17 protein-coding genes, 1 tRNA gene and 1 pseudogene are annotated in these 18248 nt (G+C 66.8%); 12 read left to right on the top strand and 7 right to left on the bottom strand.

Translation table 11 applies throughout. The features are described 5' to 3' along the window. Positions 1-440: 440 nt before the first annotated feature. The gene (locus I004_RS0102975) at positions 441-1193 is read right to left on the bottom strand and encodes a TIGR03943 family putative permease subunit (RefSeq protein ID WP_037974602.1); all 753 of its coding nucleotides are present in this window, start codon (positions 1191-1193) and stop codon (positions 441-443) included. Beyond that, positions 1190-2211: pseudogene (locus I004_RS31805) on the bottom strand (permease). The gene I004_RS0102975 and the pseudogene I004_RS31805 overlap by 4 nt, the downstream one beginning before the upstream one ends. A 472-nt stretch (positions 2212-2683) precedes the next feature. Here I004_RS31805 and I004_RS0102965 point away from each other — a divergent pair. Together I004_RS0102965 and I004_RS39330 are read left to right on the top strand one after the other, a co-directional pair. After that, the gene (locus tag I004_RS0102965; protein WP_028434270.1) at positions 2684-3355 is read left to right on the top strand and encodes a DUF6445 family protein; all 672 of its coding nucleotides are present in this window, start codon (positions 2684-2686) and stop codon (positions 3353-3355) included. A gap of 446 nt (positions 3356-3801) precedes the next feature. Next, positions 3802-3882: transfer RNA gene (locus I004_RS39330), tRNA-Arg, on the top strand. A 293-nt stretch (positions 3883-4175) separates the two neighbouring features. Here I004_RS39330 and I004_RS40070 read toward each other — a convergent pair. Both I004_RS40070 and I004_RS40065 read right to left on the bottom strand, forming a co-directional pair. Next, positions 4176-4787 (bottom strand): site-specific integrase, encoded by a 612-nt coding sequence (locus tag I004_RS40070; protein WP_051344625.1) that lies wholly within the window; start codon positions 4785-4787, stop codon positions 4176-4178. Beyond that, positions 4739-5131, bottom strand: coding sequence for a hypothetical protein (locus I004_RS40065; RefSeq protein WP_486579703.1), 393 nt, complete (start codon positions 5129-5131; stop codon positions 4739-4741). The genes I004_RS40070 and I004_RS40065 overlap by 49 nt, the downstream gene beginning before the upstream one ends. A gap of 599 nt (positions 5132-5730) precedes the next feature. Here I004_RS40065 and I004_RS0102955 point away from each other — a divergent pair. Together I004_RS0102955 and I004_RS0102950 are read left to right on the top strand one after the other, a co-directional pair. Then, positions 5731-6030: a DUF427 domain-containing protein gene (locus I004_RS0102955; protein WP_486579702.1), complete on the top strand. Its 300-nt coding sequence runs from the start codon at positions 5731-5733 to the stop codon at positions 6028-6030. Further along, entirely contained in the window at positions 6027-6602 is a 576-nt protein-coding gene (locus tag I004_RS0102950) for an SRPBCC family protein (protein WP_486579701.1), read from the top strand. Before I004_RS0102955 ends, I004_RS0102950 begins: the two co-directional genes overlap by 4 nt. Positions 6603-6633: 31 nt before the next feature. Here the strand turns inward: I004_RS0102950 and I004_RS0102945 are convergent, their stop codons facing one another. Beyond that, positions 6634-7230: a TetR/AcrR family transcriptional regulator gene (locus I004_RS0102945; RefSeq protein ID WP_028434267.1), complete on the bottom strand. Its 597-nt coding sequence runs from the start codon at positions 7228-7230 to the stop codon at positions 6634-6636. A gap of 118 nt (positions 7231-7348) precedes the next feature. Here I004_RS0102945 and I004_RS0102940 point away from each other — a divergent pair, with 118 nt between their 5' ends. The 5 genes from I004_RS0102940 (at position 7349) to I004_RS40060 (ending at position 11973) form a co-directional block, all read left to right on the top strand. Further along, complete coding sequence (locus I004_RS0102940) at positions 7349-7996, top strand: peroxiredoxin-like family protein (RefSeq protein WP_028434266.1); 648 nt, start codon at positions 7349-7351, stop codon at positions 7994-7996. Between the two features lie 76 nt (positions 7997-8072). Continuing rightward, entirely contained in the window at positions 8073-8519 is a 447-nt protein-coding gene (locus I004_RS0102935; RefSeq protein ID WP_028434265.1) for a MauE/DoxX family redox-associated membrane protein, read from the top strand. A 156-nt stretch (positions 8520-8675) separates the two neighbouring features. Continuing rightward, positions 8676-10274, top strand: coding sequence for a radical SAM protein (locus I004_RS0102930; protein WP_051344624.1), 1599 nt, complete (start codon positions 8676-8678; stop codon positions 10272-10274). After that, positions 10271-11089, top strand: coding sequence for a class I SAM-dependent methyltransferase (locus I004_RS0102925; protein WP_028434263.1), 819 nt, complete (start codon positions 10271-10273; stop codon positions 11087-11089). The genes I004_RS0102930 and I004_RS0102925 overlap by 4 nt, the downstream gene beginning before the upstream one ends. Positions 11090-11526: 437 nt before the next feature. Next, positions 11527-11973, top strand: a complete 447-nt coding sequence (locus tag I004_RS40060; protein WP_486579700.1) for a Crp/Fnr family transcriptional regulator — start codon at positions 11527-11529, stop codon at positions 11971-11973. Between the two features lie 85 nt (positions 11974-12058). Here I004_RS40060 and I004_RS0102915 read toward each other — a convergent pair whose 3' ends face one another. Beyond that, positions 12059-12307 (bottom strand): hypothetical protein, encoded by a 249-nt coding sequence (locus tag I004_RS0102915; RefSeq protein WP_037974597.1) that lies wholly within the window; start codon positions 12305-12307, stop codon positions 12059-12061. A gap of 411 nt (positions 12308-12718) precedes the next feature. Between I004_RS0102915 and I004_RS31790 the strand changes: the two genes are divergently transcribed. Continuing rightward, complete coding sequence (locus I004_RS31790; protein ID WP_078510755.1) at positions 12719-13399, top strand: class I SAM-dependent methyltransferase; 681 nt, start codon at positions 12719-12721, stop codon at positions 13397-13399. Between the two features lie 680 nt (positions 13400-14079). Here I004_RS31790 and I004_RS37345 read toward each other — a convergent pair. Then, positions 14080-16212, bottom strand: a complete 2133-nt coding sequence (locus I004_RS37345) for a DUF1996 domain-containing protein (RefSeq protein ID WP_051344623.1) — start codon at positions 16210-16212, stop codon at positions 14080-14082. Between the two features lie 847 nt (positions 16213-17059). Between I004_RS37345 and I004_RS0102900 the strand changes: the two genes are divergently transcribed. Beyond that, positions 17060-17575: a putative immunity protein gene (locus I004_RS0102900; protein ID WP_028434261.1), complete on the top strand. Its 516-nt coding sequence runs from the start codon at positions 17060-17062 to the stop codon at positions 17573-17575. A gap of 98 nt (positions 17576-17673) precedes the next feature. Further along, positions 17674-18210 carry a hypothetical protein gene (locus I004_RS0102895; protein ID WP_028434260.1) on the top strand — a complete coding sequence of 179 codons (537 nt, stop codon included), beginning with the start codon at positions 17674-17676 and terminating at the stop codon, positions 18208-18210. The last annotated feature ends 38 nt before the right edge of the window (positions 18211-18248 follow it).

The following is an 18248-nucleotide window of genomic DNA, read 5'->3' as shown; positions in this document are numbered from 1 at the left end:
CGCACCAGATGGTGCGGCCGCCTCTGTTGTTCCGACTCCCGCTACCGAACCCGGAGTTTGATCTGATCAATTCACTTGGCAGCGTTCTGGACAAGACGCTCTTCTCACATGGATGACGTGTGATTCCGTTTCCGCAAGTATGCATTGGGCCGCGGACTCCAAATGGAACTACACGCACAACAGGCCGTCCTGGCGGCCTCACTGTGAGAACGAGGCTGAATGTATCTTGCCCTGAGCCTGGTCAGGGAAATTGATTCTGCGGTGACGTAACTCATCCACAGTCGCCGACCGGGCACTTCGGATTCCGTCGACCAACTAACTCCGCCTGCGCACGCTCCGGTAACTCATCGGGCACTGCGGTTCCCGCTACTCAAAGGGGGCCCGGGTCGTTGCCGACCGACACTTCCGGTGTCACGCCACGGTCCTTCAGGACCGGTGACTCAGGACGCGTCTTGCGGTGTGGAGTCGGAATACGGAGCCGCAGGGCGCGGAATGCGTTTGGTGCTCGCCACGTCGAGTGCGGGCTCGGTCGCGTGAGGACGCATGCGGCCGGTGACGGTCACCCAGGTGTCCGGGCGCGGGGCTGTTTCCCCGTGCATTCGGATCTTCACCGTGGTGGAGTCTGCGGCACAGCAGTTCACGATCATGCGCGTCAGGAACCACTCGCCGTGCTTGCCGGGTGTGGCGAAACCCGTCATCAGGACAGTGCGCCGTTCCAGCGACTCCCCACTGTCCTCACGTGCACGAAGGGCGAATTCGGTGAGGGAGAGTGGTGCCGGATTCTTCTTCGGCAGCGGAGACATCCGGGGATGCTGGTCTGCCGGCTTCGCCACTTCTCCGCTCTCCCGTGCGGCGGTGTACGAACCAAGCGCCGGCGGCGCGTACAGCAGCAAGGCCAGCACCGGAAGGAAGAGCAGCCAGGCAATACGGGGACCGCTGCTGTGATCATGCCCGTGCATGTCCTCGCCGGTACCTGTATCGGGAGCACGAGAAGACCCGGAAGGAGTGACGAGCGGGAAGCCGTCGAGCATGGCACCGAGCGTGCCGAGCAGCATGAGCAACACTCCTGAGCCGATCAGGAAGGGGCGCATGCCGTCCTTCACGTAACGCAAGGACAGATCGGTCATCAGGCACGCGTGCAGCAGCGCGACACCGGCGAGGACGAGCAGCAGCGCCTGGGTACTCCGCTTCACAGCAACACCCACCCGACCAGGAAACTGAATACAACGGTGGTCACCAGAGTGACCGCGGAGAAACGGACGGCGAACGACCGGCCGAAGGTACCCATCTGCAACGCGATGAGTTTGAGGTCGACCATCGGGCCCACCACCATGAAAGCCAGCCTTGCGGTAGGAGAGAAACCGGTCAGCGACGCGGCGACGAAAGCATCGGCCTCCGAGCACACCGCGATCACGACGGCAAGGACTGCAAGGAAAAACACGGACAGCCACGGCGAACCCGAGAACGTCTCGTGACCGACCGAGGCACCACGACATTGAAGGTCGCTGCCGCCATGGCGCCCAGGACGAGAAATCCGGCAGCGTGGAGGAAGTCATGCTGGACTCCCAGCCGGAACTCCTCCCAGCGACTCTGGCCCTCCTGATGCCCAGTGTGCCGGGAGGGCGCCCGCAACCACCGGTCCTTCCCCCATCTCAGCCACAGCCACCCCATGGTGGCTGACGCGGCGAGGGAGGCGACAAGACGGGCAGCCACCATCTCGGGCCTGCCCGGAAAGGCGACGGCCGTCGAGACGAGCACCACGGGGTTGACTGCCGGGGAGGACAGCAGGAACGCGAACGCTGCGGCCGGAGCAACACCGCGGCCGATCAGACTCCTCGCGACCGGCACGGAAGCGCACTCGCAGCCTGGCAGCACGACACCCGCAGCACTGGCGACGGGAATCGCGACAGCCGGTCTGCGGGGCAGCGCTTTGGTGAAGAACCCTGCGGGGACAAAGGCATTGACCGCGCCCGAGATGACAGTGCCAAAGAGCAGGAAGGGGACCGCCTGCATCGTGATGGCCACACAGATGGTCTGCCAAGCCCGGAATCCCGGATGTGTCAGCCAGCCGCCGGCGCCCAGGGCGGCAGCCGCGAGAGCCACAAGCAGAAGGCCCGAGAGCCAACGAGCAATGCGTTCGCCCTTGGGAGTTGGTTCAGTGGGCACGCCTGAGGTCGCCGAGCCGGTGGTCGCGCTTCCCAGCGTCTGCATGCCCACTCCGTCCTTGCACAGCGTCTCATCACAGGAAACGCTGCAGTCTCCTGAGGTCCAGCGAACCTGCTGTGCAGACGCTCCAATGCCCGGGCCCCGCGTACGTCCCCCGACCTCGACCACATCGACTGAACTACGGCCAGCGGATCAACACGGTGTCCCTATGTGTACCGCAGCGACGCGCTTGGCGCAGGCAGCACTCATACAGCACACACGGCCGGGTCTGCTGCCGGTTCGGGTGACATGTTCGGTCACGACCTTGACGTGCTTGTTTGGCCGTGACGGTTTCGTATTCGGCCGGTGCCCAGCGCCCAAACGTGGGCTTCCAGTGCTAATACAGGTGAGCCCGGATGTGCTCCCGCCGGTGACTCTCGACAGCGCACGCTCGACAGGAGCTCCATGGCAAGGAGTTGACGAAGGATTGACCGGCCGAAGGGAAACGTCCACGAAGGGGAGCCTTAGGTTCTCCCGCATGCCCCCACAATCTTCGAAACTCCCGGTCTTGCCTTACCGGAAACCCACACGCGGACGCGATTATTGGTTGCTGGACAACGCCCTTCCGAACATCGACGACGTCCGCACCCGTTGCCTCGCCAAGGAAGACTGGATCGAGGGTTACCCACACAGGCGTGAGAGCTGGCCGGGTTTGCGCACGATGCCCGGACTCGAGCCGGCTGAACTCGCCCGCATCGAAGGCCTGGTGAGGAAGGCGACGGGCGCGAAGAAGTTGTGGCAGGAAGTCGCACCGGGTGGTGGCACTCTCAACCACAATTGCATCCAGGTCGTAGGCAAGGACGAGTGCGAGCCCCGGCCGCATACCGATTCGCGTAATCTGTGCCGTTACGCGGCAGTGCTCTACCTGAGCCCTGAGACGCCGAAGGACTGCGGGACGAGTTTCTACCGGCAGAGTCTTCCGGGTGGCCTCCTCGGCGGCAATATGGTGACGGCGCCGCACAACAACATGGTTGACGCCCTGGGCACGCGCTTCGTTCCGCCCGACTCCTTCACCGAGGACGTGCGCGTACCGCACCGCTACAACCGGCTGCTCCTCTACACGGCGAACATGATGCACACGGCCACCGGCTACTGCGGCAGCACCCTGGCAGACAAACGCATGACGGCCGTCTTCTTCTGGATGGCGTGACCGCTTCATTCGCCTCGGAGTCACCTTGCGCAACGCCGAGATCCACACCCACTTGACCACTTCGCCGAACGCGGCCACATGATCGTCCCGAGCCTCCACTGCCCGCCGCCGGCCACTATGACCGCAGGCAAGGTGACGATCGGCATCACGGCGTGGACTGGAGGGTCGAGCGCAGTGTGTCCGCAGGGACGAGCCTGCACGACGATCGGCTCGTGGCGGCACTGACCGATCGTGTCGTCGGCCTCGGTCTGCGGGTCCTCAAGCAAAAGTGCGCGCCGGAGTGCTGCACCGTGCAGCTGGTGCCGGGCGCGGACCACGACGACTGGGCCGGCACGGCAAACTCCTTTGCGAAGAGGCCCGACTCGAGGCCCCTCAGTCCACGGAGCGTCAGGTCCGTCGCCGGAGCACGTGACGCATTTGGGACGCCATTGGCTCGACAGGCCGTCAGGGAAGACGCTGACCTGCAACTACGGCTGGGAACCCAACGGCCTCCGGAGCCGTGTGCGCAGGTTCGAATCCTGCCGGGGGTACTTCCGATCAAGGCTCTGACCAGCAGTAGTACAGGTCAGGGCCTATTGTGTCCATGCCAAAAGGCAAACGGTTCTTGGACCGTTTGCCTTTTGGCGGCGCGCGTAAGTCGCGGCCCGGCGGCGACGTTTCCTCGTGGCATCCGTCCAGCTCAGAGCGGTCGATGACGCCAGCAGAAAGCAGCCACTGTCCGGCAGCCGCGAGGATTACGCATCAGCTGCTCGAAAAGCCATCAGTGGCTTGACCAGCGCATCTTCGTCGGCTCTGCGGGAAACGCGCACGGTTTGGCGGGTCACTGCTCAGACGGAGCAGCGACTATTTCGTCGTCCGGAGAAGGCGGATCGTAGGCGCGTAGGAGGTGCTCGATGCGCTGGTTGGTGATGGACTGCCGGCCGTAGAGGCACTTCGCGTAGCGGGTGAGGAGGACCTCGACACTGTCGCCGACGCGCTGGGCCACCTCAGCTGGATCTGCTCCTGAACACAGCCACGTGGACATGGCCGAGTGCCGCACATCGTAAGGCTTCGCGGCGAGCGGGGACGTCACGAGTTGCGGCGGTAGTGCGAGCGTTCGGGCTTCGCTCCAGACCTTGTAGTACGAGGTGGGGCCGATGATGTCCCCGCGCTCGGTGAAGAACAGGCGGCCGTCCTCAGCGACCCCGAAGGTGTTGATGCTCTCGCGCCACAGGGCGACGAGGTGCGGTGGAAGGGGCACGACCCTGGTCTCGCCTGCCGGGCGGTTCTTCAGTCCCCGTTCGTCGTGGCGGCGCCCGTTGTCGGTCCACTTCTTGCCCACCTGCGGCAGGGCCCGGTTGACGACCAGCCGGCCCCAACCGCTGGTGGGCAGCACGCAGTCGGTCACGACCACCCCCGCTGCCTCTTCCGGACGCAGTCCGGCGTAGTACATGCCGGCGAAGAAGCCGACGAGCCGGCGACCACGGGCCCGGTGATAGGTGCAGACGTAGAGACGGCGGTGATCAGTGTTCGCGCCTGCTGAGGATTGACAACAACACGGGGATCGACGGTGGTTACTTGCCGCGAAATTCCTGCCCGGATGTTATCGAGCGGATGACTGCCCAACTCGCCCTGTTCGACGGCGTAATACAAAGCGCTCACCAGCACCTTCCGTTTGCGCCGCCAGGTCTCCCGCGCCGCGGCGGTGCCGTCGCGCTTGCGGCGGAGTGCATCAAGTACGCCGCGGGCCACCGCCGGGTCATGCAGGTCGATCAACGGCCGGGATGCCTTCGCCACCCAGTACCAACCGTGCCTGTGCGGGGACTTCGCGTTCCTGGGGCCCAGGTACAACGAATGCCCGCCCCTGCAGCGAACGGTGCTAGAGCGACTCCTCGGGCGACCCGGCAGGTCAAGCAACATCGCCCGCGTGATGGCCGCCAGCGCCTCGCTGTTCTCCCGCCGGGTGTGTGCCGCCCGCCCCAACCAGTGCGCCTGAGCGTAGTTCACGGCGAACGCGTACCAACTCGGCCGCGACGGCCCGCGCGAACCGTATGCACCGGCTCGGCCAGGTGCCAGCCCCGCACGCCAAGCCCGCACAAGCTCCGCCCCGAACTCCCCAGCCAATGTCGCCGCCTACCACCAGAGCGCCGATGTCGCGCCAGAGCGGTATACGCCGAGCGCCTTGGGCCGCGAGGTCACGCGGCACTTGATAAGGCCGACGGCGGCGAAGGCGAGACCCTGGTCGGTGAACAGCAGTGAGGTCGACCAGTTCCACTGGGCCCTCTCATCAGCTGCGGAGGCCGGGAGCCGAGGGTGAGCGGGATCACCTTCGTGGGTGCGCTGGCGCTCCAGCGTCACGGTGTGGATGATCAGGATCTCGCTGGAGGTGGAGGATCATGCGTGCTGTGTGGAATGGTGCGGTGCTTGCGAAGGCGGAGCGGACAGTGGTGGTGGAGGGCAACCACTGCTCTCCGCCCGAGTCGCTCAACCGCGGGTACGTCTCTGGGAACCGCAGGCGGTCGCTGTGCCTGAGGAAGGGGATCGCCCGCTATTACGGGGTGACCGTCGACGGGCAGGATTTCGCGAACGCCGCGTGCTGCTATCCGCATCCCGTCCCGTTCGCCATGAAGATCAAGAGCCATGTCGCCTTCCCGTACGGCGGCACCGTGCAAGCCGTACCGGAAGCCGGACGATGACCGGCGCACGCCTGGCACGGATCGCCGCGTGGGCCGTCGGCATCGGAGGTGTCCTGGGCGGTACCTACCTGGGGCTGGTGACCGGAGCGGTGCCCGTCGACGTGGGCGCGGGCCGCCGCACCCGGCCATTGGGCCCGCAGACCGTGGACATCGCAGCGTCCCGGGAGGTGGTCTTCGACGTGGTGGCGCAACCGTACCTGGGCCGCACCCCGCGAGCCATGCGCGAGAAACTCAGCGTGCTGGAGCGGGGCAGTGACCTGGTGCTGGCCGAACACTTCACGCCCGTCGCGGGCGGGAGGCTCAGGGCCGTCACGGTGGAGACGGTGCGATTCTCCCGGCCCGAGCGCATCGACTTCCGGCTGGTGCGGGGCCCGGTTCCGCAGGTGACCGAGTCCTTCGTGCTGAGCGGGCACGCTTCAGGGACACGACTGGTGTACGAGGGGCAGATGGGCACGGACCTGTGGCGGCTCGGACAGTGGTGGGGCTCTGCGGTTGCCGCCCGCTGGGAGGCGACCGTCGCGGCGTCGCTCACCTCTGTCAAGGAGGAAGCGGAGCGCAGAGCCCGGAGTTGAGGCCGCGTGCCGGTGCGCCGGATCGCATGGATCACACCGTCGACCCGCCGAGCGCGTCGAGCGCTGAGGTCACTGTCTTCCTGAGGCGGCGTGCGTCCGCGCCGGCGCGCGATCGCAGATTCACCCCGTGTGCGAGCAGCGCCAGCACCTCGGCCGCGGCGGCGGGATCGCTGCCCAGGGCCAGTTGACCGCGCTCCTGGGCCGCGAGGAGGGCCCCGTGCAGCGCGTCGCGCAGGCGATCGTGCTGCCGGTCGAGGATCGACCGCACCTCGGGGTCGCCGTTCTCGGCGCCCGCGTGCGCGTTGGAGACCATGCAGCCCCACTGGGCGAACTCGCCCCGGCAGCGCGTCTCGATCAGCCGGGTGAAGAAGTCGGCGACGGCGGGCAGTCCCCGCTGGTCCTCCGTGAGGCGGTCGAGGACCGGCCGCGTGCGGCTCTCGGCATAGCGCTCCAGAGCGGCGTGGTAGAGCTCCGTCTTGCCGCCGAACGTGGCGTACAGGCTGGAGCGATTGAGTCCGGTCGCGTTCACGATGTCCTGGATGCCGGTCGCGGCCACGCCCTGACGCCAGAACAGGCGGACCACCGTGTCCAGGGCCGCGTCCGGATCGAAGTGCTTGATGTCCGGCATGGTCGTCCCGTCATCTTGAACTGAGAATTCCAAGATACCGCTCCCGATGGTGACGGAGCTCGCTCGTGAGACTATCTTGGAACAGTCATTTCAAGTTCTAGGTCTGTGAGGGGTCCCGATGAGCCTCAGCGCCGAACTGCGCGCCTTCTACGACGCCCGGCAGGAACAGATTCCCGCCGACATCCGGGAGATCATGAACCGCGCGGGACGGGGCCTGGCCGAATCCGGCCAGGCCGACCGCGCGCTGTCCGTGGGTGCCCAGGCGCCCGGCTTCAGCCTGCCGAGCGCAACCGGACGGACCGTCACGCTGGACGGGCCGCTGGCCGAAGGGCCTGCCGTGCTGACCTTCTATCGCGGCGCATGGTGCCCGTACTGCAACATCGCCCTGCGCTCCCTCCAGCAGCACCACGACGCTATCGCCGGGCGCGGGGCCCGGCTGGTGGCCGTCGCCCCGCAGATCCCCGACGAGTCCCTCTCCCTGACGGAGAAGCACGGGTTGGCCTTCGACGTCCTCAGCGACATCGGCGCCGACACGGCCAAGCAGTACGGACTCGCCTACGACCTGCCGGGCGACCTGGCCGGGGTCTACGACAGGCTCGGCTTCGACCTCCAGCGGGTGAACGGGGGCCACGCACGCACTCTGCCGTTGCCCGCCACCTACGTCATCGACGAGGCCGGCACCATCCAATGGGCCTTTGTCGACACCGACTACACCAGGCGCGCCGAACCGGCCGACATCATCGCCGCGCTCGACTCGCTGGGCTGACCTCAAGTCGCATGGAGGGCTTTTCGGTGAGCGTGCTTACAGTTCCGGCCGCTCTCGCGGGCCTAGCGTGCGGGACATGACGCTGCGGATCGCGTTCGGTGCGCTGTATGCCGCGATGGCGGCCGGGCAGCTCGCTTCCTTCGGGCAGATGCCCGCGATCGTAACGGCCTACGGGCTGGTCACCGATATGGGTGCCACCGCGCTCGCAGTGGCGCTGATCGCGGGCGAACTGGTCAGTGGACTCTGGCTGCTGGCCCGTCCGCGTTCGCGAGCGATCACGCCGGTGTGGGTGTTCACAGCGGTCGCGGTGGTCTGGGCGCTGCTGGCCGTCCAGGCCTATGCACGCGGTCTCACCGTCACGAACTGCGGCTGCTTCGGGATCTACCTGGCCCAGAGCCTGAACTGGGTCGTCCTCATCCAGGACGGGCTCCTGCTGCTCTATGCGGGGTTGCTGCTCCGCGCGGCGCGGCGCCCGGGAGAAACCAGGTCGCAGGAGGCGGTGAGTGAAGCCCGCCGTAGGTGATCGCTCCGAGGAGGGAACGCCCACTTCGATGACCACTGCTGTGGTGATGGAGCCGTGCCGAGTGGCCGGACGCGCGCATCCGACACGCCGCTCCCCAATTGAGCCGCCCGCTGATGCCCTACTGCTCCCGCTGCTGACGACCAGGAAGGCCCGCGCATGACTGAGACGCCCCAACGACCCCGGCAGGACGAGACACGGCGCAAGGCCGATCGCGACGAGGTGTTCCTCGAGTTCACCAAGTCGATCTGCCCGCTGTGCAAGACGCCGGTCGACGCACAGGTCAACATCCGTGACGGCAAGGTCTACCTGCGTAAACGCTGCCGCGAGCACGGAGAGTTCGAGGCCCTGGTCTACGGGGACGCCGAGGAATACCTCTCCTCGGCCCGGTTCAACAAACCCGGCACAATTCCCCTCGCCTTCCAGACCGAGGTGAGGGAGGGCTGCCCGAGCGACTGCGGACTGTGCCCGGAGCACAAGCAGCACGCCTGTTTGGGGATCATCGAGGTCAACACCGGCTGCAATCTCGACTGTCCGATCTGCTTCGCCGACTCCGGACACCACAGCGACGGCTACTCCATCACGCATGAGCAATGCGAGCGGATGCTGGATGTGTTCGTGGAGTCCGAAGGCGAGGCCGAGGTGGTGATGTTCTCCGGCGGCGAACCGACCATCCACAAGCACATCCTCGACTTCATCGACCTCGCTCAGAGCCGCCCGATCAAGAACGTCACCCTCAACACCAACGGCATCCGCCTCGCCTCCGACCAGCGGTTCGTCGCCGAACTCGGCCGGCGGAACCAGGTCCCCGGCAAGTCGGTGAACATCTACCTCCAATTCGACGGCTTCGATGAACGCACCCACGTGGAGATCCGCGGCCGGGACCTGCGTACCTTCAAGCAGCGGGCGCTGGACAACTGCGCGGAGGCCGGCCTGACCGTCACCCTGGTCGCCGCCGTCGAGCGGGGTCTGAACGAGCACGAACTCGGCGCGATCATCGAATTCGGCATCGACCACCCGGCCGTCCGTTCCGTGGCCTTACAGCCGGTCACCCACTCCGGACGGCACGTGCCCTTCGACCCGCTGGAGCGGCTCACCAACCCCGACGTCATCCAGCTGATCAACGCCCAGCGCCCGCAGTGGTTTCAGAAGGGTGACTTCTTCCCCGTGCCCTGCTGCTTTCCTACCTGCCGCTCCGTTACCTACCTGCTGGTGGACGGCGAGCCCGGGGACCGCACCGTCGTCCCGATCCCGCGTCTGCTGAACGTGGAGGACCACCTCGACTACGTCACCAACCGGGTCATGCCCGAGGCGGGCATCCGCGAAGCACTGGAAAAGCTGTGGTCCGCCTCGGCCTTCATGGGCACCGAGACGACCGAGGAGAAGCTGCGAGCGACCGCCGAAGCCCTGGACTGCGCGGACAACTGCGGCATCGACCTGCCGGGGGCGGTCAAGGACCTGCGCGAGAAGGCCTTCATGATCGTCGTACAGGATTTCCAAGACGCCTACACCCTCAACGTCAAGCAGCTGATGAAGTGCTGCGTGGAGGAGATCACTCCGGACGGCCGGCTGATCCCCTTCTGCGCGTACAACTCCGTGGGCTACCGCGAGCAGATCCGCGCACAGATGTCCGGTGTCGCCGTCGCCGATGTGGTGCCCAACGCTCTGCCGCTGGCAGCACAGCTCACCGACACCGCCTACGGCTCCAAGACCGCCCGTCACACATTCGCGACCGCCGGCGAGGAGGACACGGAATGACCGACCAGAGCCCCGGCCCTTCCGCCGTATCCGGTGACGGGCTCAAGGACTGTTGCGCGGCCGCATACTCCTCCGACGTGGTCGCCCTGCTCCTCGGCGACTCCTACCACCCCGGCGGCACCGCCCTCACCCGGCGCCTTGCCGAGGGCCTTCGGCTCACGAAGTCGAGCCGCGTACTCGACGTGGCCTCAGGCCGCGGCACCACAGCTCTGCTCCTCGCCGACTCCTACGGCGTGCGGGTGGACGCCGTGGACTACTCCCCGGCCAATACCGCCCTCGCCCAGGGCGCCGCCTCCGCCTTCGGACTCGGCGACCGCGCCACCTTCATCACGGGTGACGCCGAGGGCCTGCCCCATCCGGACGGGGTCTTCGAGGCAGTGGTGTGCGAGTGCGCTCTGTGCACCTTTCCCGACAAGGCCCAGGCCGCCGCCGAGTTCGCCCGCGTGCTGGTCCCTGGCGGCCGGGTCGGAATCACTGACGTCACCGCCGTCCCCGACCGGCTCCCGCCGGAACTGACCGGTCTCGCCGCGCGGATCGCCTGCATCGCTGACGCCCGCCCGCTGTCCGAATACTCACAGATCCTGGCCGCCGCGGGATTGCGTACGGTGAGTACCGAACGCCACGACCAGGCGATGACCCGCATGATCGACCAGATCGAGGCGCGGCTGAACCTGCTGCGGATGACCGCCTCGACAAGCCTCACCGCCGCGGGCGTCGACCTGGACGCGGCACCAGCCGTCCTGGCCGCCGCCCGCACCGCCGTCGCCGACGGCACCCTCGGCTACGCCCTGCTGATCACCGAGAAGTCCCCCTGAGCGGCAAGGCAAAGCAGGGAATCACTCGGGACTCCTCGCCCGGTCATGCACCCGACGGCCTCCCTCGAAGACCCGGTGCAGTGCTGTCTGACAGTGGAATTTGACGCCCCGCCAGTCCGGAATGGGACGCCGCACACCCGCCCCGGGCCCTGGGCGACGCGAGGAGAGCATCCACATGATCGAACCCGACGACGCAGGGCTGACCTTGTGCATATCCGAAGTCGACATCTTCCGCGACCTGTCCGAGCCGGAGACGGCCGCGATCGCGGCCGCAGCACCGATGAAGACCTACGCCGTCGGTAAGATCCTCCACTTCTCGCAGCAACCCGTGAAGTGCTGTTCATCCTCAAACGCGGCCGGGTCCGCATCTTCCGCGTCTCCGCCGACGGATAGCGCTGACCTGCGCCATCATCAGCCCCGGCACGATCTTCGGCGAGGTGGCCCTGCTCGGCCAGCGCATGTACGACAATTTCGCCGAGGCCCTCGACGACGTCACCGTCTGCGTGATGAGCCGTGCCGAGGTGCACAAGCTCCTGCTGTCCGATGCGTGCATCGCAGTCCGGATCACCGAGATCCTCGGCCACCGCCTCGCCGACCTCGACCAGCGCCTGTCCGACAGCGTCTTCAAGTCCGTCCCCCAGCGCATCGCCACCACGCTGAGTTCCTTGACCAACCGCACCGAGAGCCCGGCGGGCAGACTCCGCGCCGGCTCCCACCATCCGCAGATCGTCCTCACCCACGAGCAACTTGCTGCCCTCGCCGGCACCTCTCGGGAGACCACCACCAAGGTTCTGCGCGAATTCGCCGACCGCGGCCTGCTTCGTCTGGCCCGGAGGCGCATCACCGTCCTGGACCCGGCACGCCTTCAGGGGGAAACCGGATAGCCATAGGTGCGGACTGAGGCGCAGACCGACGCGACTCCCTTCCCGCAAGTAGTTCGGGGTCTCCTTGCCGCCGTGCGAAGGGCGATCAGCAGCCAGCACCGAGGGCACGGTGCAGCTGGTCCCGCTCCGGGAGCCCGGCGAGCCCGTGCGACGTCCGGTAGACGCGGCAGGCCAGCCCTGGCGCGAGACCGGGTTCAGCGAACGGATCGCGACCGTCGAGCAGGAACGTCGGCGAGCCGGCGCGACCGAGCCGCTCCGCCTCAGGCAGATCAGCGATCACACGCGTGACGACCTGGGTGTCGTGCAGCCCGACGTCGTCCACTGCCCGGCACATCAGCTCGACCGCTCCCTAGTGTTCGGACAATCCTGCACCATCCGAATCTCGATCCTCATGACTCCAGCATCGCTCCTGACCGCAGCGGCGTTCCGCGTACGCCCGTCACCACGTCCACGGCTGCGCGCACGCTGATGTGAAAGCCGGGGGTCGTAGATCCGAACCCGTCGGCGAGGCGCCTCGCACACTCTCGAGCAGGCCTCGGGGGATCTCCCGATGACGCGCTCTGCTGGGCGGAGGGGCTGTGCTCCTCGCGGATTCAGGCCCGCAGCACACGCCGCACCCAGCGTCCGAGTATCTCGACGGTGAGGCTGACCAGCAGCGAGGCCAGCGGGGAGTCAGACCTTACGGAACGATGACGACACCTTGCGACCACCCGGGCCGGACCCCACCGGCCTACCATGGGAAGACATGACCGACAACGGTGCAGTACGCCCCGAGGACCCAGCGTCCCGAACTGAGTTCTGGGAAGGCGTCCACCACAGCAAGGACGTCGACGGCGTCTCCTGGTGGCAGTCGGTCCCGGGACTCTCCCTCGACCTCGTCGACGACGCCGGGCTCGGTCCCGACGAGCCGATCATTGACGTAGGTGCCGGCTGGTCGACGCTCGTGGACCACCTGCTCGAACGGGGTTACCGCGACCTGACGGCCATCGACCTGTCGGTTACCGCGCTCCAGACGGTCCGCGACCGGCTCGGCCCCGCGGGCAAGGACGTCCAGCTCACGATGGCTGACGTACTCGACCTGGACATGGGACGGCGGTACGCGCTGTGGCACGACCGCGCCGTCTACCACTTCCTCACCGAGCCCGAGGAACGCGACGACTACCGCGCCTCGTTGGAGCGTTCGCTGAGACCGGGCGGTTGGCTCGTCGTGGCAACCTTCGGCCCGGACGGCCCGACCACCTGCAGCGGACTGCCGATCGTCCGCTACGCCCACACCCAACTCGCCGCCGAATTCCCTGACTACGAACTCATCGACACCGCCGGAGAAGATCACCTCACCCCGTGGGGCAGCTCCCAGCAATTCACTGCGGTTCTGCTACGCCGCCCCTGGACCACTCGCTTGTCGAGGCGCGGTACAACTGGCTGATCCTGATCAACCCAGTCGTGATCGGCCCCGGTCACCGAGTCATGAGCCCGATGCTGTCGTCACCAGGCAGAGGGCTGCGAGGACCAATCGGGCCGGGCGTCGCCGCTCGCGACGAGGAGCGGCGCACACCGGTGACGAAGTGGCCGGACGGGCAGCGCCCTTCGCCGCGGCGGCCAGGACCATCGAAAGGGGCCAGCAACCCGCACTGAATGACGAGAAGAGCATTCGGTGCGGGGCGTGCCCCGCGCTTGACAGCGGCAGCCCGGTGAGGCCGAGCAGCCTGGAGCCGACCTGCATCCAGGCGCCGACTCCTCCCACGACCGTTGGCCCCAGGGAACTCAGGGCCCATCAGGGAAACGGCACTTGATCCGAAACTCGTGGTCCACTGAAGGACCACCAAGGCCAGCCGATCTCTGCCTCACCACCTGCCCCGACACAAGACACTCATTCGAGACACGCAGTCCACGAGGAACACCAGTGATCGCCACGAGGTGGGTGAACGCGTACTGCGCCGGGACTACTCGCTCATCAAGTGCCTAAACGCCCTGTGACCAGCGTGGATGCTGGGAGCGGGGCGTTGTTGCGTGCGGGTCAACCCCTTGGACACACCAGGTCCCGTACCCGCTCATCACGAGCGGGTACGGGACCTGGGTGTTCACAGCCGATGGATCGGCGGCAGGTCAGTCCCTGGCCGCGTTCCTGCGGCGCAGCCACCACACCTGGGCGCTACCGGCAGCCACGATTGCCGCGGCGATCCCGACGATCAGGCCGATCGGGGTGTTGGAGCCGGTACCGGCGAGGTCACTGTCCTGCTTCTTCGCCAGCTGGGTCGAACGGTCCGGTGCCGACTCCGGGTTGTCCCGGTTCACGGCCTCCGGTGTGGCGTTGCCCAACGCCTCGTCCGACGCAGCGGAGGACTTGTCCTGCTTCCCGTCCGACGCGGCGGAGTCGTCCGACTTCGAGCCCGAATCAGCGTCCGGCTTCGAGTCCGGCTTGTCCCTGTTCACATCTGACGGGGCAGAGTTGTCGGAATTCGAGTCCGGCTTGTCCTGCTTACCGTCCGACGCGGTGGAGTCGTCCGAATTCGAGTCCGGCTTCGAGCCCGAGTCGCCGTTCGAGCCCGAGTCGCCCTTCGAGTCCGACGGCTTCGAGCCGTCCGAATTCGAGTCCGGCTTGTCCTTGTCCGAGTCCGACGGAGTGGAGTCGTCCGGCTTCGACGGCGCAGGCTTCGAGTCCGTGCCCTTTCCGCTGTCGGAGTCCTCGGCCTTGCCCGGGCACTCCTCGTTCTCGTTGATGCAGTCCACGGCTTCCTTCATCAGCTTCTTGGGCATGACGTTGATGAAGTCGCTGTGGTCGGTGATGGCCTTGTGCAGCTGCTCCGGGAAGGAGTCCACCGCGAACGGCGTGTCAGTGTTGAGCAAGTTCTGCTGCGGGATGTCGTACTTGATCGTCTGCTGCACCTGCGGGATGTTCTGGAATCCCTCGGGGCAGTTGCCCTGGTCGTCCGAGAACTTCATGTGGTCGCGGTGGTTGCCGCTGTCCGTGTTCTGACCGTCCCAGCAGTTCTGGAACTTGAACGTACGGATCATCTTCGTGCCCTCGGGGCAGAGCGGGTACTTGTCCGTCAGCTGACGGTCCTCGAAGCCCTCGCAGCTCCACGAAGCGTTGGCGTTCTCGTCGCCGTTGGTGAAGGACTTGGCGTCACCGGTGATGATGCGCAGGAAGCGCGGCATCTCGATGACCTGGTCCGCACCGCCGGAGGTCAGCTTGATCGTGGGATCGGGAGTGAGGATGGTGCCGATGTTGAGGTCGTTGGCACCGCCGTCACCGGGCTGGGCCTCGGCGCCTTGGCCGCCGCCGACCTGGTCTTCCTCGCCCTCACCCTGACCCTGGTCCTGGCCCTGGTCCTGACCCTGGTCCTGACCCTCGGCCGGGGGCTCTTCCTCGGCCGGGGGCTGCTCCTGACCCTGGTCCTCCTCCTCAGCCGGAGGCTGCTCCTGGCCCTGGTCCTGACCCTGGTCCTGACCCTCGGCAGGGGGCTCCTCCTCAGCCGGAGGCTGCTCCTGACCCTGGTCCTCCTCCTCAGCCGGAGGCTGCTCCTGACCCTGGTCCTGGCCGGCGTCATCACCGGTCCGCTGGCCCTGGGGCTGTGCCTGCTCCTTCGAAACGTCGCCTTCCTGCACGGCGCCCCGCTGGTCCTCGTTGCCGTCCAGCGAACGGATCACGGGCCAGTAGTGCGTCGACTGGTCACCCTTGGCGCACGTGGTGTTGGCGGCGGCGAGGGATTCGTCGCTGGACGCCTGGTTGGTGTCCTCGTTGCCCACGTAGTCGTGCACGTGGTGGGCACCGTTCAGAACACCGGGAGCGGCGATGACGTTGTCCGAGTTGAAGTGCTCGTTCTCGTTGTTGCCGCACTTCGTCTCGAAGCTGCCGCCCGGGTCCTCCTCCTTCGAGGCGTTGGGCTGGACGTCTTCGATGTTGACGAAGTCGGCGGCGACCGGGCCCTGGACCTGCTGACCGTCTTCGGCCCCGCCGTCCTGGCCTTCCTGGGTCGCCTGATCCTGCATCATCTGGCACTGGGCCATGGACTCCACGTCACCGGGGGCCTGGCCGCCGGCGTTCTGGATGTCCTCCCCCATGCTCCGGATGGTCTCGGCGCGCTGCTGCTTCAACTGGCCGAGGGCCTCTTGGGAGCTCTGCTCCTGGGAGTTCCACTGGCCGTAAGCCTGCGCGACCTGCTGGTCCAGAGTGGCGAGCTTCTGACCGACGGGCTCCTTGGCGCCCTTGGGTATCTGGCCCAGTGCAAGGCTCACATCAGGACAGTCGATCGTGCTCGCGGCAGGAGCGGGGGCTTCGTTCGACCCCGCGAAGGCGCTCACACCTATCGCCGCTGCGCCACCACCCCCAACCACCAGCGCTGCGACGACAGCTATCGTTCTGTTCGCCTTGCGCGAGCGTCTGTGGCCTTTGCTTCTCATATTGACTTCACTCCACTCATTTCGCGTCATTCAGCGCCTCGCATTTCACGAGCCCGGTCTCCTCCAGGGCTGTGAGATGATCAAGGGAAATGGTGTTGGCCCTGGTCGTTGCGAATGACAACACCATTGAATTGCGGGTCTGATCGCGTACAAGGCCTAGACCTACGAGGCCTAAAGACGGCGCTGAGCCTAGCGCAGGCGGTCCGCAAGGATGGCGTTCTCGTGCTTATGGAACAAGTTTGTCGTGGGCGCGAACGCTCCCCTGCGGCCGTCCTCCATTCTTCTGAGTGCACCACGAGTGGATTGAATGGTGTCGCGGCAGATTTGCGGCGAATTGTTGAGAGATTCCCACGAGATGACGTTCTGGCCCTTCCCAGCGCGTCGATGCGCTGGTAGTCGGCCGCGCCGCCGCCGGGAGCGCACAGCAGGATGACTCCGGTCCACGAGAACGCTTCGGGACGAAGCGCTCGACGTACCCCCGAATCCCACGTACGGGCTCCGCACACGACGCCCGTCCCGGCGGCAGCGCACCCGCAACAGGTGGGACACGAAAGACGTTTGGCCGTATGGACCCGGCGGGCCTTGCGGACCGGCCACCGGGTTCGCAGGCTTTGCCTGGGCGTACCTGGCGCGCGTGCGCGGCCTTGGGCGCAGGCGATTGCAAGCACCAGGAGCGCCGATCATGATCCTTCCGAAGGTCCGGGACCCTCGCTTCGTGACGATCCGCCGCGGTGGGACTCTCACGGACTCGGATCACCACCTCCTCGCTCTTTGGGCGGCATCCTGCGCGGAGCACGTCCTTGACCTCTTCGAGTCGGCTCGGCCGGAGGACCCGCGGCCGCGCCAAGCGATCGAGCATGCCCGCGCCTGGGTGCGCGGCGAGGTCACGATGATGGAGGCTCGCGCGGCGGGCGGCCATGCTATGGGTGCGGCCAGGGACCTGCACGGGGCGGCACGGCATGCCGCATACGCCGCCGGCCAGGCCGCGGTGGTCGCGCACGTCGCCGCGCACGAGCTCGGTGCGGCCGCCTATGCGATCAAGGCCGCACGTGCTGCCGTGCCGGAAGGTAAGGACGAGGCCGCGGGGCGAGTCGAGTGCCAGTGGCAGCGCGACCAGCTCCCCGAGGCGATTCGCGAACTCGTCCTTGACGACCAGCGGTTGCGGAACGATATCTGCTGGTCGGTGTTCAACTGCTGAGCGTGTGTCGCGGCGCCGGTCTCCGGGAGGCAGCGGGAAGAGCAACGTCCTCTGGACTCGGCAGAGTTGACGATCACGTCGGTGTAATCTCTCCGGCCATGACAACTCCAGTACGCAGCGCCGGGTCCGTCGCCTGCATCGTTCTCGCAACGCTCAGCATGCTCGCGGCGCTGATCACGGCCATTGTCGCTCTGACCGCGACCTCTCATGTGTCGGACAAGCTGGAGCCCACCGTCTCGCAGGGCTACTACAAGAGCGTCACCGAATACGAGCCTTTCGAGGACTCGGCCTGCCCCTACCAGTCCGAGGACGACCCGCCCGATCAGGGCTTCTGGAACTGCATCCAGAAGGATTCCGTGGCGTGGTCCGCTCAGGTCGCGGCGCGGCAGGCGGACGTCCAGGCGAAGGGCAACTTGGCGCTCATTTTCGGCTTGTCCGGGCTGACCTTCGCGGTCTGCGCCGTGGCGTTGAACCCGCGCTGGAGGTCCGCGCCACAAGCCGCTGCCCCGTCGAATGACGTGCTTCCTCCCGGCGGAGGTCAGGCTCCGGTGCCGGCCCAGTCACGGCCCTCGCCCGGTGAACAGCGGCCCGGGATACCCGGTGAGCAGCAGCCCGAGCCGCCCGAGTCCCTCTGATCGATCAAGGACGCGCGGCAACTCCCCTGGAACCACGC

The sequence above is a fragment of the Streptomyces sp. TAA486 genome (genome assembly GCF_000426165.1).
The sequence above is the reverse complement of the archived record's forward strand: the minus strand, read 5'-3'. Positions and strand labels throughout refer to the sequence as shown.